The organism is Lysobacter sp. CC-YZS074 (genome assembly GCF_056739745.1).
This window is the reverse complement of record NZ_CP200301.1, coordinates 279,719-295,416: the sequence shown is the minus strand read 5'-3', so window position 1 is coordinate 295,416 and position 15,698 is coordinate 279,719. Positions and strand designations below refer to the sequence as shown.

The 15,698-nt window shown below is 72.6% G+C and carries 9 protein-coding genes; 2 read left to right on the top strand and 7 right to left on the bottom strand.

What is annotated here, in order from left to right:
- Window positions 1-43 precede the first annotated feature (43 nt).
- Together U8331_RS01250 and U8331_RS01245 are read left to right on the top strand one after the other, a co-directional pair.
- Complete coding sequence (locus tag U8331_RS01250; protein WP_481131826.1) at window positions 44-1,840, top strand: autotransporter assembly complex protein TamA; 1,797 nt, start codon at window positions 44-46, stop codon at window positions 1,838-1,840.
- Window positions 1,841-5,797: a translocation/assembly module TamB domain-containing protein gene (locus U8331_RS01245; RefSeq protein ID WP_481131825.1), complete on the top strand. Its 3,957-nt coding sequence runs from the start codon at window positions 1,841-1,843 to the stop codon at window positions 5,795-5,797. It begins immediately after the preceding gene.
- Between the two features lie 37 nt (window positions 5,798-5,834).
- On the opposite strand, the gene U8331_RS01240 is transcribed toward U8331_RS01245, so the two are convergent.
- From U8331_RS01240 to U8331_RS01210, 7 genes are all read right to left on the bottom strand, one after another.
- Entirely contained in the window at window positions 5,835-7,490 is a 1,656-nt protein-coding gene (locus U8331_RS01240; protein WP_481131824.1) for a Na+/H+ antiporter, read from the bottom strand.
- A 98-nt stretch (window positions 7,491-7,588) separates the two neighbouring features.
- Window positions 7,589-8,320: a hypothetical protein gene (locus tag U8331_RS01235; RefSeq protein ID WP_481131823.1), complete on the bottom strand. Its 732-nt coding sequence runs from the start codon at window positions 8,318-8,320 to the stop codon at window positions 7,589-7,591.
- Window positions 8,320-9,252: a hypothetical protein gene (locus U8331_RS01230; protein ID WP_481131822.1), complete on the bottom strand. Its 933-nt coding sequence runs from the start codon at window positions 9,250-9,252 to the stop codon at window positions 8,320-8,322. Before U8331_RS01230 ends, U8331_RS01235 begins: the two co-directional genes overlap by 1 nt.
- Window positions 9,253-9,360: 108 nt before the next feature.
- On the bottom strand, window positions 9,361-10,440 hold the full coding sequence (locus tag U8331_RS01225) for an SDR family oxidoreductase (RefSeq protein WP_481131821.1): 1,080 nt from the start codon (window positions 10,438-10,440) through the stop codon (window positions 9,361-9,363).
- Between the two features lie 160 nt (window positions 10,441-10,600).
- Window positions 10,601-11,986 carry a sialidase family protein gene (locus U8331_RS01220; protein WP_481131820.1) on the bottom strand — a complete coding sequence of 462 codons (1,386 nt, stop codon included), beginning with the start codon at window positions 11,984-11,986 and terminating at the stop codon, window positions 10,601-10,603.
- Window positions 11,987-12,513: 527 nt separating this feature from the next.
- A complete protein-coding gene (gene mnmG, locus U8331_RS01215) occupies window positions 12,514-14,403 on the bottom strand; it encodes a tRNA uridine-5-carboxymethylaminomethyl(34) synthesis enzyme MnmG (protein ID WP_481131819.1) in 1,890 nt (629 codons plus the stop codon).
- A 623-nt stretch (window positions 14,404-15,026) separates the two neighbouring features.
- Window positions 15,027-15,578 carry a hypothetical protein gene (locus tag U8331_RS01210; protein WP_481131818.1) on the bottom strand — a complete coding sequence of 184 codons (552 nt, stop codon included), beginning with the start codon at window positions 15,576-15,578 and terminating at the stop codon, window positions 15,027-15,029.
- Window positions 15,579-15,698 lie beyond the last annotated feature (120 nt).

The following is a 15,698-nucleotide window of genomic DNA, read 5'->3' as shown; positions in this document are numbered from 1 at the left end:
CCGCCTTAATCGCTTTTTGACACCTACCGGCTATCCTGCCGCGATGCGCTTCCCCCATCGCATCACCGCTGCCGCGCTGTGCCTGATTGCCAGCTCGGTCGGCGGCGTCGCCCATGCGGCGCAGGTCGGCGCGGTCGACATCGTCGGGCTCGACGACGAGATGGGCGCCAACGTCGCCAGCGCGCTGTCGCTGGTGGAGGCACAGGGCCGCGAGGTCTCCGGGCGCCGCCTCGCTTACCTGATCCGCGAGGCCGACGACGAGTCGCGCGAGGCGCTGCAGCCGTTCGGCTACTACTCGCCGGACATCACCGTCGAGCGCAGCCGCAACGGCGACGGCGCGCCGGTCACCGTCACGATCACCGTCGACCCCGGCGAGCCGGTCCGGGTGCGCGGCTTCAATGTCGCGATCGAGGGCGAGGGCGGCCGCGACCGCTACCTGCGCGAGGACCTGGCCGAGTTCCAGCCGCAACCGGGCGACGTGTTCGAGCACGCCGTGTACGAGGCCAGCAAGTCGATCATCAGCCGCCGCCTGGCGGTGCGCGGTTACTTCGACGCCGATTTCGCCAGCCGCAAGGTCGAGGTCACCCGCGCCGACCACGCCGCCGACATCGACCTGGTCTGGACCAGCGGCCAGCGCTACGACATGGGGCCGATGACGTTCGAGCAGACCCGCCGGATCATCCGTCCGGAACTGATCGAGCGGCTGGTGTACTGGGAGGAAGGCAGCTACTACCACCAGGGCAAGCTCGACCGCCTGCGCGAATCGCTGGCGCGGCTGGACTACTTCGCCAGCATCGACATCGAACCCCGCCCCGAGGACGCGATCGGCAACGACGTGCCGGTCACCGTCACCCTCACCCCGGCCAAGCGCAGCATCTACACCGCCGGCCTGAGCTACGGCACCGACAGCGGGGCCGGCGTGCGCCTCGGGCTGGAGCGGCGCTACCTCAACGACCGCGGCCACAAGGCGCTGGCCCAGCTGGACTATGCCGAGCGGCGCAAGACCCTGACCCTGCAATACCGCATCCCGGCGTTCGCCTGGCTGGACGGCTGGTACACGATCAGCGCGCAGGCCGCGGACGAGCAGACCGACTACATGGACAGCCGGCGGATCGAGTTCGTCGGCAGCCGCAGCGGCCAGATCAACCGCCATCTCACCGCCGTCGCCTCGCTGCACGCGCTGCGCGAACGCTGGGCCTATGTCGGCGAGGACGACGGCGACCCGGCCACGCTGCCCGATTACCGCTACGCCACCTACACCTACCCCTCGCTGCGCGCCGAGTACGTCGATGCCGACAACCTGGTGTTCCCGCGCGACGGCCTGGCCGGTTCGCTGATGGTGCGCGGCGGTGTCGAGGGCGCCGGTTCGGACGCCAACTTCGCCCAGACCCGCGCGACCGCGCACTGGTTCCGCGGGCTGGGCGCGAACAACCGGCTGATCGTGCGCGGCGAGCTGGGCCACACCTGGACCGACGCGCTGGTCGACATGCCGCCGAGCCTGCGCTTCTTCGCCGGTGGCGACGACAGCATCCGCGGCTACGCCTGGCGCGAGGTCGGTCCGCGCATCGAGGGCGCCGACGGCAAGCTGTATGCGCTGGGCGCGAAGAACGTCGCGACCGGCAGCGTCGAGTTCGAGCACTATTTCAACGAAAGCTGGGGCGCCGCGGTGTTCGCCGACACCGGCAGCGCGTTCAACAGCAGCCCGGACTGGCGCAGCGGCGTCGGCGTCGGCGTGCGCTGGCGCTCGCCGGTGGGACCGGTGCGGGTCGACGTCGCCCACGGCCTGGACGACCCCGACTCCTCGTTCCAGCTGTACCTGAGCGTCGGGGCGGACCTGTAGATGGCGCCCGTCTTCCGCACGCCGCGACCCGACGAGCCGACCCGCGAGGAGCGCGAGGCGCACATCGCCGAGCTGCGCCAGCGCCGCCGCAGCCGGCTGCGCCTGCTCGCGCTGCGCGCGGTGCTGGGCGCCGGCGCGCTCGGGCTGGTGCTGGTGGTCGGGCTGTACTGGCTGCTGTCGACCGTCGGCGGCCGCGAGTTCCTGCTCGCGCAGATCGTCCAGCGCCTGCCGGACAACGCCGCACTGAGCTGGGAGAAGGCCGATGGTCCGGCCTCGGGGCCGCTGACCCTGCACGACGTGCGTTTCAGCTGGGACGCGATCGTATTCACCGCCCGGCGCGTGCACCTGGACCCGGCGCTCGGTCCATTGCTGGGCCGGCGCCTGCGGCTGGACGCGCTGCAGGTCGAGCAGGCCACGCTGGACCTGCCGGTCAGCGAGGAGCCGTTCGAGCTGCCGCGCTGGCCCGACTCGCTGCCGCAGATCGCGCCGCCGCTCGCGCTGGAGGCCGACGACATCCGCATCGACGGTTTCGCGGTAAGTCGCGAGGGCGTGCCGCTGATCGACATCGCGCGGCTGCGCGGCGGGCTGGTCGCCGACGACGGCGAGCTGCATGTCGAGCACCTGGTGGTCGACAGCGACCGCGGCCGCTTCACCGCCCACGGCGACTACGTGCCGCGCGATCACTACCGGGCCGACCTGGTCGCCACCGCGCTGCTGCCGGCGGCCGACGGCCGCACGCCGGCGCGGCTGGGCTTCGTCGCCCGCGGCGACCTCGCCCGGATGGACGTCGCGCTGGCCGGTCGCGCGCCCGGCCCGCTGCAGGCGACGCTGGTGTTGCGTGGCGGTACCGGCCCGCAGGTGGTGACCGGAAGCGGCAAGGTGGTGACCGGCGGGGCCGGCGTGGAGCGCCCGCGCTGGCAGCTGCGCGTCGCCGCCGACGCGCTCGATATCGGCCTGCTGACCGACCCGCAGGCCGCGCCGACGGAGACCCCGCTGTCGCTGCGGTTGCAGGCCGATGGCATCGGCGGCGCGGCGGACGTGAGCGGCGAGGTGCACCAGGGCGAATTCGTGGCCCGGGTGGCGGAGTCGCACGTGCGGGTCGAGGAGCAGATCCTCGAACTCGACCCGCTGCGCCTGGAGGTCTTCGGCGGCACCGTTCTCGCACGCGGCCGCGCCGACTTCAACGACCCGGCGGACGCCACCTTCCGCTTCGCCGCCAACGCGCGCGACCTGCGTTGGGGCGGCACGGCCGCCACCGGCACGCCGCCGTCGCCGGTGATCGAGGCCGATGGCGACTTCGGCCTCGCCGGCACCCTGCAGGCCTGGGCGCTGATCGGCACCGCCACCCTCGCCCGCGACGGCGAGCAGGCGACGCTGCGGCTGGACGGCCGCGGCAATGCCGAGCGGATGCGGCTGCGGTCACTGGACGTGGCGATGCCGACCGGCACCCTCGCCGCCGAAGGCAGCGTCGCCTGGGCGCCCGCGCTGGCCTGGGACATCGACGCCCGGCTGGCAGGGTTCGACCCGGGTTACTTCGCCGCCGGCTGGGACGGCGCGGTCAACGGCGAGCTGTCCAGCACCGGCCACACCCGCGACGACGGCGGACTGGAGCTCGGTGTCGATGTCGCCGACCTCGGCGGTCGCCTGCGCGGGCGCCCGCTCGACGGCCGCGGCCAGCTGCAGATGCACGGCGCGGCCCCGGCCAGCGAAGGCGCCAGCGAATTCGAAGGCGAGCTCGCGCTGAGCCTCGGCGACAGCCACGTCGAAGCCGCGGGGCGGTTCGGCGAGACCCTCGCGATCGACGCCCGCTTCGCCCCGCTGCGGCTGGCCGACCTGCTGCCCGACGCCGCCGGCACCCTGCGCGGCGAGCTGCACCTGTCCGGCGCGCGGACCGCGCCGGACGTCGCCGCCGACCTCGACGGCAGCGGCCTGCGCTACGGCGACTGGAGCGCCGACGCGCTGCGCGTCGACGGCGAGCTGCCGTGGTCGGGCGGTGGCGGCGCACTCGACGTCGACGCCACCGGCCTGCAGCTCGGCGTCGCGCTGGAGCGGCTGCGGATCGATGCGCGGGGCGCGGTCGAAGACCTGCAACTGGATGCGCAGGCACAGGGCGACGTCGGCAGCGTGGCGCTGACCGGCGGCCTGCACCGCCGTGGCAGCGGCTGGCGCGGCACGCTCGCCTCGCTGCGACTGCAGCCGACCCGCGGCGCCGGCTGGCAGCTGCGCGAACCGGCCGGTTTCGGCTGGAACACCCGCGGCGGCCGCCTGGCGGCCACTCTCGAAGAAGCGTGCCTGGCCTCCAGCGCCGGCGGCGTGCTGTGTGCCAGCGCGGACTGGCCGCGTGGCGGCGTGGCGGTCAACGGCGAAGGTCTGCCGCTGTCGCTGCTGGCCGGCTACCTGCCCGAGCGCGAACCCGGCCGTCCCTGGGTGCTGAGCGGCGAGGTCACACTGGACGCCCGCCTGCGCCCGGTCGGCAGCGGCTGGGCCGGGCACGCACGGCTGAGTTCGGCCAGCGGCGGTTTCAGGACCAGCGAACGCGCGCGCACCGAGCTGATCCGCTACGACGACCTGCTGCTGACCGCCGAGTTCCGCCCGCAGGGCATCGAGGCCGACCTCGGCGCGGTGCTCAACGACGACGGCCGCCTCGAAGCACGCCTGGCCACCGGCTGGGATGCCTACGCGCCGCTCGATGGCGAGATCGCGCTCGACATCGACGAGCTGACCTGGCTGGAGCTGTTCTCGCCCGACATCGTCGAGCCGACCGGACGGCTCGCCGGCCGGGTCACCCTCGGCGGTACCCGCGCCGAGCCGCGCCTCGGCGGGCAGGCGCAGCTGACCGACTTCAGCACCGAGATCCCGGCGCTGGCGATCACCCTGCACAACGGCGTCCTGCGCCTCGACGCCGCCCCCGACGGCAGCGCGCGGATCGCCGGCAGCGTGCGTTCGTCCTCGGCCGCGGGCAACCCCGACAGCGGCGTCCTCGAGATCGACGGCACGCTCGGCTGGCAGGGCGGCGACACTCCACTGGTGCTCAACCTGCACGGCGAGAACGTGCTCGTGTCCGACACCACCGAGCTGCGCGCGATCGCCAGCCCCGACCTGCAGGTGAGCTACCGCGCCGGCGAGCCGCTGCAGGTCACCGGCGAGGTGGTGGTGCCGGAGGCACGGATCGACCTGGAGGGCCTCGACCAGGGCGTGTCGACCTCGCCTGACGTGGTGGTGCTCGACCCGGTCGACCCCGAGGCGGGCCCCGGCACGCCGCTGGCGATGGACCTGACCCTCGTCGTCGGCGAGGACGTGACGATGAACGGCTTCGGGTTGGAGGGCGGCGTCGACGGCCGGGTGCGGGTCCTGTCGCGGCCGGGCCGCGAGATGCTCGCCAACGGCAGCCTCGATGTCTCCGGCGAGTACACCGCCTACGGCCAGGACCTGCGGATCACCCGCGGCCACCTGAGCTGGTCCAACGACCCGATCGCCGACCCGTTCATCAACCTGCGCGCCGAGCGGGTGATCGGCGAGATCACCGCCGGCGTCGATGTCAGCGGCCGCGCCAGCGCGCCGGAGGCGGAAGTGTGGTCGAACCCGGCGAGCTCGCAGTCCGAGGCGCTGGCCTATCTCACCCTCGGCCGCTCGCTGTCGGGCCTGACCAGCGCCGAGCGCGGCGACATCAACGCCGCCAGCGCCGCGCTCACCGCCGGCGGCAGCCTGCTGGCCTCGCAGATCGGTTCGCGGATCGGCCTCGACGACGCCGGCGTGATGCAGAGCCGCGCGCTCGGCAGCGTGTTCGGCATCGGCAAGCAGCTCTCGCCTCGGCTGTACGTCAGCTACGGGGTGTCGCTGCTCGGCACCGGCCAGGTGCTGGTGCTGAAGTACCTGCTCGGCCGCGGCTTCGACATCGAGATCGAATCGAGCTCGATCGAGAACCGCGGCTCGGTCAACTGGCGCAAGGAGAAGTAGCGGCCACGTGCACGGGGGCCGCCGCCGCGTGCGGTGGTCAGTGCCCCTCGGCCGCGCGCTGGCGCAGCGTCGCCTCGGCCAGGTCCAGCTCGCCGACCAGCTTGCGGTGGATCACGTCGTCGATCGCCCGGGCGCGGCGCAGCCGGTACAGCTCGTCGCGTTCGGCATCCAGCGCCGCCAGCCGCAGCCGGCGCTCGGCCTGCTCCACCCGTTGCATCTGCACCGCGTCCTCGCCGCTGAGGTCGCCGTAGTGCAGGTGGCGCTGGTAGGCGTCGCGCAGCAGCACCGCGGCTTCGGCGCGCGCGGCTTCCTCGCCGGGGTCGGCCAGCGGCTCGGCGACGAGCCGGTCGATGCGCCGCATCGCCGCCTCCGACGCCGCGACCCGGGCGTTCGATTCGGAATCCCTGCGCTCCGGCTCGGGCAGCGTCCCGGTCAGTCCGCGCACCAGCAGCGGCAGGCCGATGCTGGCGATCAGCAGCGACAGCAGGATCACCCCCATCGCGATGAAGATCACCACCGTGCGCGCCGGGAACGCGCTGCCATCGGGCATCAGCAGCGGCAGGGTCAGGATGCCGGCCAGGGTGATCGCGCCGCGCACGCCGGCGGTGGCGATGATCGCCAGCAACCGGGTCTGCGGCATGGTGGTGCGCTCCCCGCGCAGGGCGGCACGGAACACGGTCAGCCGGATCGCGGTCCACACCCAGGCAAAGCGCAGCAGCCCGAGCACGAGCGTGATCACCACCACGTAGCCGAGCAGGTGCCAGACGTCGTTGCCGCTGCCGCTGGCTTCGGCCGCCTCCGGCAGCGCGCGCACCATCGCCGGCAACTGCTCGCCGAGCAGGACGAAGATGATGCCGTTGAGCGCGGTCTGCACGGTGTCCCACACCGCGTGGCGCTGCATCCGGGTGGCCGCCAGCGGCCGTCCCGACAGTTCGCCGTAGTGCATCGCGATCCCGGCCGCGGCGGCGGCGAGGATGCCCGAGACGTGGAAGTGCTCGGCCGCCAGGTAGGCCGCGAACGGAATCAGCAGGCTGACCAGGATCTGGATGCCCGGCTCCTCGCCGGTGCGCCGCACCAGGAATCGGTTGAGCCGCCCGATCGCCCAGGTCACCCCGACGCCGGCCAGCAGGCCGCCGCCGGCGACCAGCAGGAAACTGGCCGAGGCGTCGCCCAGCGAAAACGTCCCGGTCAGCGCCGCGCTCACCGCGAAGGTGAAGCAGACCAGGCCGGTGGCGTCGTTGAGCAGCGACTCGCCTTCGAGGATGTGCATCAGCCGCGGCGGCGGCGGCGCGCCCGCGGTCATCGCGCCGACCGCCACCGGGTCGGTCGGCGACAGGATCGCGGCCAGCGCGAACGCCACCGCCAGCGGCACCGCCGGCACCAGCCACCAGATGAACCAGCCCATCCCGACCACGGTGAACACCACCAGGCCGATCGCCAGCGCGAGGATCGGCTTCCAGTCGCGGAAGAACGCGCCCTTGGGAATGCGCCAGCCGTCGAGGAACAGCAGCGGCGGAATGAACAGCAGCAGGAACAGGTGCGGGTCGAACGCGACATCGAAGCCCAGCGTCGACAGCCCGGCGCCGATCGCGATCTGCAGCAGCGGCAGCGGCACCTTCGGCAGCAACCGCGCGACGAACCCGCTGACGACGACCGCCAGCAGGAAGACCAGGACCATGGTGACGACGTGCATGCCGCGGTATGCCTCGATGAAACGGAGGGTTCATCTTAACGGCGCGCCGGGAGGGTCCCGGCGGTGCGACGTCGCGCGGAAACGGCGAAAGCGGCGGGTCAGGCGCCGGCGTGTTCGAACAGGCCGGCGCCGGCGCTCCACTCGAACAGCGCCGGCTTGCAGTGTTCGCTGCCGCCCACGCGCAACTGCACGCGCCCGCGCTCCAGCCCCACCTGCACGGTGTCGATCCCCATCTCGCACACCGGCGCCACCAGCGACAGGCGCTGGAACAGCGTGCCCCCGGCCTTGTCCATCACCTGCACCTCGGTGACGGCGGCGCCGGCCTCGACCGGCACCTGGAAGTAGAACCGTTCGGTGGACGCGGCCTGCAGCAGCGGCCATGGACCGGCCGGCCGGTTGCCGTCATGGTCCAGATGGGCGACCTGGCGCAGCCGCATCGGCAGCGAGCGGCCGCTGCGGTAGTCGGTCCAGCTGCCGGTGAGGACGGGCTGATGCGGGCCGAATCCGCTCTGGTGGAACCGCAGGCGCGCGCTCGGCAGGCCGCCGGTGTCGAGCTCGTCGAGGCCCGGTATCCACGTGTGCAGCGCGGCGTCGCGGGCGCCGTGCGACATCGTCGGGCGCAGCCGGATCGGCGTGCGGTGGCGGTCGTAGAAGTAGGTGCCGCGCACGACCGAGTTGTACGAGTCGATCACCACCGTGACCGCCGAGCCACCGATGTCGCCCTGGTACACGGCCTGCGAACCCGCCGCCGGCAGCGCGAGCGCGAGCGTGAGCAGCGCAACGACGGGCAGAAACGCGTGCCGCCGCCGGCCCCTTCTGGTCGTGGCCATCAGAACGCCACCTCGGACACGTCGCGCAGTTCCAACTGTTGCGGTGAGACGAACCGGTAGCGGTGCCGCTCCTCCGTGCCGGCGCGGTAGTCGATGCCGTCGCGCGGACGGAACACGAACCAGCCCCGGCGCTCGAACGCCACGCTGCCGTCCCGCGCCAGCGCCTCGAGGCGCGCGTGCCGGCGGTAGCCACCCGCCGCTGCGTCGTACAGGTAGTAGTGGCGCGCGAACGCGGGCGCGGCACCTGCGGTGGCCGGCGGGGCCACGGCGGATACGTGGAAATCGACCCGGTCGTCGTCGTCGAAGAAGCCGAGGCGCAGCGTTTCAAGTCCGTCGAAACGAACATCAAGGCCGTCAATCACCTGCACCGGCGCCCCGCTCGAACGGTCGATGACGCTGATGCGGTCGACCCGGCCGGGGTGCTCGCCGATGGCCTTGCGCGCGTGCACGCGGAACTCCCACGGCCCGTCGGCCAAGGGCTGCAGCAGCTCGCCGTCATACGCCGCGCGCGCATCGCTGGAGAAGCGCACGATGCGCTCCAGCGCGACCGGCACGGCGACACGCGTGCGCAGGTCGACGTGGCGCCCGCGCAACCGCGGTGGCGCGGCGTACGCCATCGGCTCCAGCACCAGGGTGGCACCGGGCAACGCCGGATCGTCGAGCACGTTGAGCATCGGCGCGTCGCCGTCGCGGAACGGCGTCTTCTCCAGGTCGACGGGAAGGCGCGTGGTGCCGTCGACGAGGAACCCGCCGAGGCCGTCCTGCTGCCCGTCGTGCACCAGCAGCAGTTCCACCGGCGCCGTGCCGGCGGTGCCACGGTAGACAGTGACCGGCCGCACCTGCGCGAAGGCCACGCTGGACAACATCGACACGGCGAGGCCGATGGCCAGGGCGCACGGCGTCGTGCCGCGTCGGCGGCGCTTGTTCTTCATCGGCGGCTCCCCGGGTGCCTGTTCAGGGCTGCGAGGATACCCGGCCGTCGCGCCCGGTCATCGATGGCGCTGCCGCGTCGCCGCCGACGACATCACGCCTGCCGACGGTCAGCCGCGCGGCCCGCCCATTGCCGGCAGGATCACGCCGTTGACGTAGCCCGAGCACACCGGCGAGGCGAGGAACACGTACGCCGGCGACATTTCCTCCGGCTGCGCGGGCCGGCGCATGTCGCTGTCCTTGCCGAAATCGGCGACCTTCTCGGCCGGCCGGTCGGCGGGATTGAGCGGCGTCCACACCGGCCCCGGCGCGACCGCGTTGACGCGGATGCCGCGGTCGAGCAGGTTGGCCGCCAGCGACATCGTGAAGGCGTGGATCGCGCCCTTGCTGGCCGAGTAGTCGAGCAGCTGCGCGCTGCCGAAGATCGCCACTTCCGAGCCGGTATTGATGATGCTGGCGCCCTCGCCCATGTGCGGCAGCGCCGCGCGCGCCATCCGGAAGTAGCCGCCGATGTTGGTGCGCAGGGTCTCGTCCCACTGCGCGTCGCCGATGTCCTCCGGACGTGCGGCGTGCTGCTGGAAGGCGGCGTTGTTGACCAGCACGTCGAGCCGGCCGAACGCCTTGACCGTCTGCTTGACCGCCTTCTCGCAGAACTTCGTGTCCTTGACGTCGCCGGCGATGACGATGCAGCGCGCGCCCTCGGCCTCGACCGCCTCGCGGGTCCTGTCGGCGTCCTCGTGCTCGGCCAGGTGCAGCACCGCGACGTCGCAGCCCTCGCGCGCGAACAGCACCGCCACCGCGCGGCCGATGCCCGAGTCGGCGCCGGTCACGATCGCGGCCATGCCCTCGAGCTTGCCGCTGCCCTTGTAGTCGGGCGCCAGGTAGCGCGGCTGCAGGTCGAGCTCGTGCTCGTGGCCGGGCTTGGCCAGGTGCTGGGCCGGCATCGGGTTGGTCGGCTGGTCCCGCGCGCCGGCCTGCACCGGCTGCTTCTTCGCCTTGCCGCCGGAGGCCTTTTTCGCCGCCCTGCTCTTCGCGTCGGCCTTCTGCTGGAGCGCGCGCTGCGCCTGCGCCGTCTGCTTGCCTTCGCGGGTGCCGGCGGCAGCCGATTTGCTCGCGGCGTTGCCGGCCTTCGCCTTGTCCTTGCCCGCCTTGCCGGTGCCGCGTTCGTCGGTGCCCTTGCGTGTCGCCATGTGTGCCGCCTCGCCGTCGTGGGTGCGCGGCGCGGCCGCGCGTCGCTGGCGAGTCAATCAGGGCACGTGTTGCGCAGGCGTGACCGACGCGCAACGGCGACGTGAGTGGCACCGCATCCGTCCATCCGGTCGCGGTGGCAACACGAAGACGGCGGCGCCGTTAGCGGCTCGCCTGCACCGTCGCCCCGTGGAGCCGCGGCGTGCCGTCGACGACGTCGGTCCATACCACCCGCATCGCGCCGTCCCCGGCCCGCGCGAGCTGGGCAAAGCCGGTGCCGCGGCCACGCCCCTGCAGCGCGGCCAGTTCGATCCGCTGCCACTCGCGCAACAGGTCCGGCGCGAACCGCGCCAGCTGCAGCGACTGCCCGCCGGCATCCTCGCGCGTCCACAGCACCCAGATCGAATCGCCATCGAGCGCAACGTCCGCCCGGCCCTGCACCGCCTCGCCCCGGTCGACCGTGACCGGTGCGGCGTACGTGTCGCCGGCATCGCTCGAGCGCGCCAGCTTCAGCGCCGGCACGCCATCGGCGGCGGTATACCAGCCGACCACCGCGACCGCGCCGTCGACCGCGAGCGCCGGCCCGTTGACCGGGCACGCCGGCATCCTCCAGCCATCGGCATGCACCGCCGCCGGCGCACTCCAGCGCTCGCCGTCGAACCGCGTCGCGACGACGTCGCGCACCTCGTCCACGCTGCGGTCGCGATAGACCACCAGCGGCCCACGCGCGGTCACCGCCGCGTCGGTCTGGCAGCAGTCGCAGGTCATCGCATCGAGCCGCGCCTCGCCACTGCGCGCGAGCGACGCGTCGAACACCGCGGTGCGCAGCGTCATCGCCGGTGGCACGTGCTCGTCGGAACCTCCGCCATGACCCGCGTGTCCCGCCGACCCGCCGGTGTTCCTGTCCCCGGCCGCACCGCCACCGTGGCCATCGTGTCCCCCGCCGCCGGTCTCGCGCCCGTCGAGCCAGGCCACGCCGATCCGGTCGTCCGCCGCCGGCCACAGCGACACGAACCCGTGCTCGGTCGGCGTGCCATCGTCGTTGACCAGCACCGGCCGCGACCAGCTCGTACCGCCGTCGTCCGACCGCACCAGCGCCACGTCATACGCATACGTCGCCGCCCCCGACTTCTGCAGCCAGTGCGCCCACAACGCACCATCGGCCGTCGCGACGATGTGCGGCGTGTCCGCCCAGTTGACGAACCAGTCGTCCCCGCGCGCGATCACCCGCGGTTCGCTCCACCCCGCTTCGCCCCAGCGCGCGAACTTCAGCGCATGGCCCGCACCATCGGGCTCGATCCACGACAGCAACAGGCCACCATCCGGTGTCGCCACCAGATCCGGCTGCGCCGCATGCCCCGGGCTCGGCAACGCCCAAGGCTCCATCGTGGCCGGCGCCGGGTCCTCGATCTCCGCCGCCGCTTCCGACGCAACGGCTGGTTCCGCGCCAGCCGCCGGACGGCCCGCGGCGGCGCCATCCGGCGCAGAGGGCTGGCACGCCGCGAGCGCGGCGGCGAGGACGAGAACCGGAATCAACTGGATGCGCATCGCCGCAGCCTAGCGCGGATCGGCTGCCGGTCATGCGGCGCGGATCGAAACACGGCAAGAAACGCCGGAGCCGCAGGTCCCGACGCTGGACAAATTTTGCCCAACCGTCGCCTTCCGAAGGCCGCGATCGAGGCAAAAAGCCTCGACCGTGGACAAAATTTGTCCAATCGCGGGGCTCCAAACCTCGCGACCGACCTCCTCAGCGCGCCCGAATTCCCCCGATACCACACAATACCCCGGCACCACCCGCAGCACCCCGTCAAAACACCCGCCAAGAGCGGTGCCGCGACCGGGTGTTGTCGAAGCGGGCATGGATGCCCGCGGCCGGTGAGTCGGTCATGGATGACCGACCGAACCGGTCGGCAAGCACCCGGTCGCGGCGCCGGTCCCTCCCGGAGCCGACCAAGCGCCCGGCCCGGAAGCCTCGAAACCCCCCGGCACCTGCAACCCGAAGCCGGACAAAATCAGAGCCCGCAACCCCGGCCGACCCCAATCAGCGTCCCTTCGCCGGTACCCCGCCGGACTCCCTACGCCACCCGCTCCCTGCGGCCCCGCGCCAGATGCACCAGCAGCAGCGAGATCGCCGCCGGCGTCATCCCCGGGATCCGCTGCGCCTGCCCGACCGTCTCCGGCCGCACCCGCTCCAGCTTGCCCGCCACCTCCGCCGACAACCCCCGCACCTGCACGAAATCGAATCCCGCCGGAATCACCGTGTCCTCGTGCCGCCGCTGCCGCTCGATCTCCTCGCGCTGCCGGTCCAGATAGCCCGCGTACTTCACCCCGATCTCGACCTGCTCCGCCACCGCCGCGTCCGCCACCGCCGGCTGCAACGACGGCGCCGACAGCAACTTCCGGTAATCCAGCTCCGGCCGCTTCAGCAGGTCCAGCGCACTCGTCTCCCGGCTGACCTCGACCCCGACGTGCTGCGCCAGCTCGCGCCCCAGCGGATTGTTCGGCGCCGCCCACACCCCGCCCAGCCGCGCCCGCTCCGTTTCGATCGCCTCGCGCTTGGCCTCGAACGCCGCCCAGCGCGCGTCGTCGACCAGCCCGAAGCCCCGCCCGACCGGCGTCAGCCGCAGGTCGGCGTTGTCCTCGCGCAGCTGCAGCCGGTACTCCGCGCGGCTGGTGAACATCCGGTACGGCTCGCTGGTGCCGTGGGTGACCAGGTCGTCGACCAGCACGCCCAGGTACGCCTCGTCGCGGCGCGGGCTCCAGCCCTCGGCATCGCGCACCAGCCGCGCCGCGTTGAGCCCGGCGAGCAGCCCCTGCGCGGCGGCCTCCTCGTAGCCGGTGGTGCCGTTGATCTGGCCGGCGAAGAACAGCCCGGCGACCGCCTTGGTCTCCAGCGTGCTCTTCAAGCCGCGCGGGTCGAAGTAGTCGTACTCGATCGCGTAGCCGGGCCGGGTGATGTGGGCCTGCTCGAAGCCACGGATGCTGCGCACCAGCTCCAGCTGCACGTCGAACGGCAGCGAGGTCGAGATGCCGTTGGGGTAGATCTCGGCGACGTCGAGGCCCTCGGGCTCGACGAAGATCTGGTGGCTGGCCTTCTCGGCGAAGCGCACCACCTTGTCCTCGATCGACGGGCAGTAGCGCGGCCCGGTGCCCTCGATCTGGCCGGTGTACAGCGGGCTGCGGTCGAGCGCGGCGCGGATGATGTCGTGGGTGCGTCCGGTGGTGTGGGTGATCCAGCACGACACCTGCCGCGGGTGGTCGGCGTGGCTGCCCATGAACGAGAACACCGGGCGCGGGTCGTCGCCGGGCTGCTCCTCCATCTGCGCGTAGTCGAGCGTGCGGCCGTCGATCCGCGGCGGCGTGCCGGTCTTGAGCCGGTCGACGGTGAACGGCCCTTCGCGCAGGCGAAGGGCGAGCGTGGTCGCCGGCGGCTCGCCGGCGCGGCCGGCGGCGTGGGTCGCCTGGCCGACGTGGACCTTGCCGGCGAGGAAGGTGCCGGCGGTCAGCACCACCGCCGGCGCGACAAAGCGCAGGCCGGTCTGGGTCAGCACGCCGGTGACGCGGCCGGCGGCGAACTCGATGTCGTCGACCGCGGCCTGGAACAGGGTCAGGTTCGGCTGGTTCTCGACCGCGCGGCGGACGAAGGCGCGGTAGAGGTTGCGGTCGGCCTGGCAGCGCGTCGCGCGCACCGCCGGGCCCTTGCTGGCGTTGAGCCGACGCCACTGGATGCCCGCGGCGTCGGCGGCGCGCGCCATGACGCCACCGAGCGCGTCGATCTCGCGGACCAGGTGCCCCTTGCCGATCCCGCCGATCGCCGGGTTGCAGCTCATCGCGCCGACCGTCTCGATCGCGTGGGTCAGCAGGAGCGTGCGGGCACCGGCGCGGGCCGCGGCCAGCGCGGCCTCGGTACCGGCGTGGCCGCCGCCGACCACGATGACGTCGTATTGGTGGAAGCTCTGGGTCATGTCGATGCAGGCCACGGTGCGGCATGGCGGCGGAAGGCGCGAGAGGACGTGATTTTACGGCTCCGCGAAGAGGGGCGGCCCGGACGTGGCGCTCCGGGTCCAAGGCACGTTCAGATGTTCTGTTAAGACCACGTCAACCTTGGCACGCTTCGTGCGTTCTCATTCCTGCACCCAACGGGGCAGGCGCCAGGCGCCGGTCGGAATTGGAACAGGGGCCGACCAGGTGCCCGTCGGGGAAGCGCAGGGGCCGGATGTCGGGGGACGTCCGGCCCCTTTTTTTGTCTACCGTTCGTCGGCTGGCGGCCGCAGCAGGCCCCCGTAGGGCCCAAAAAGCGCAGCGCTGCTCATGGGTTGCGCGGATTTTGCGCGGCCCCGCCGCGCCGCGCCGCGACCGTCCGGTGGCTTTCCGGCCTGCTGCCGCGGCCGTCCGCCTACCCCTGTCCAGACACGCGAAAGCCCCGCGGGGCGGGGCTTTCGGTGAGGGCGCCGACGCCCGACGGGGACGGAACAGGGGGGATCCGTGATTCCGCGTCGGACGTCGACATTGAAGCGACGCCCCAATTACGTCGCATTGCGACGCAATCTGTCAATACCCGCGTCAGCCCGTCATGCAAAACGCCCGGTTACCGCTCGACCTCGCGCTGGCGATCGACGGCGCCGCTGCGCGCCCGCCGCATGATCTGCTCCATGCGCGAGCCGCCGCGGTCGCGGGTGGCGCGCGGCGGCGGAGCCGGGCGGACCGACGCCGCCGGACGCGGCGCCCGCTGCGGCACCACGGGGGTGGACCGCTCCAGCCGCTCGCGCTGCAGGCGGCCGATGTCGCGCCACGGGGCCTTGCGGTCGTCGTCGCGGTCGTGGTGGTCATTGCCGCCATCGTGGTGGCCACCGCCATGGCCGGGGCGGATCACCACCGGCGGCCGGTAGTAGCCGTAGGGATAGCGGCCGTAGCCGTACGGGTAGCGGTAATAGCCGGGGTAGCCGTAGTAGCGCGAGTAGTAGCCGCTGCCGTAGTACCCGTTGCCGTAGTAGCCGTACGGGCTGCCGTGGTAGCGGTACTCGGTGGACGGCTGGCCGTAGTAGTAGTCGCCACGGTCCTGGCGATAGGTGTAGCCACTGGTCATGCAGCCGCTGAGGACGGCGACCGCCAGGGCGGGAAGCAGGAGCTTGCGGATCATTTCGAATCCCCCTTGGTATGCAGCCATCGTCCGGCCGAGGTATTGAACTCGCGCTTAATTTCGGGTAATGCGCCGGGCTTCAGCTGACTGGTTCAGGCGCACCGGCCCGTCATGGACGCA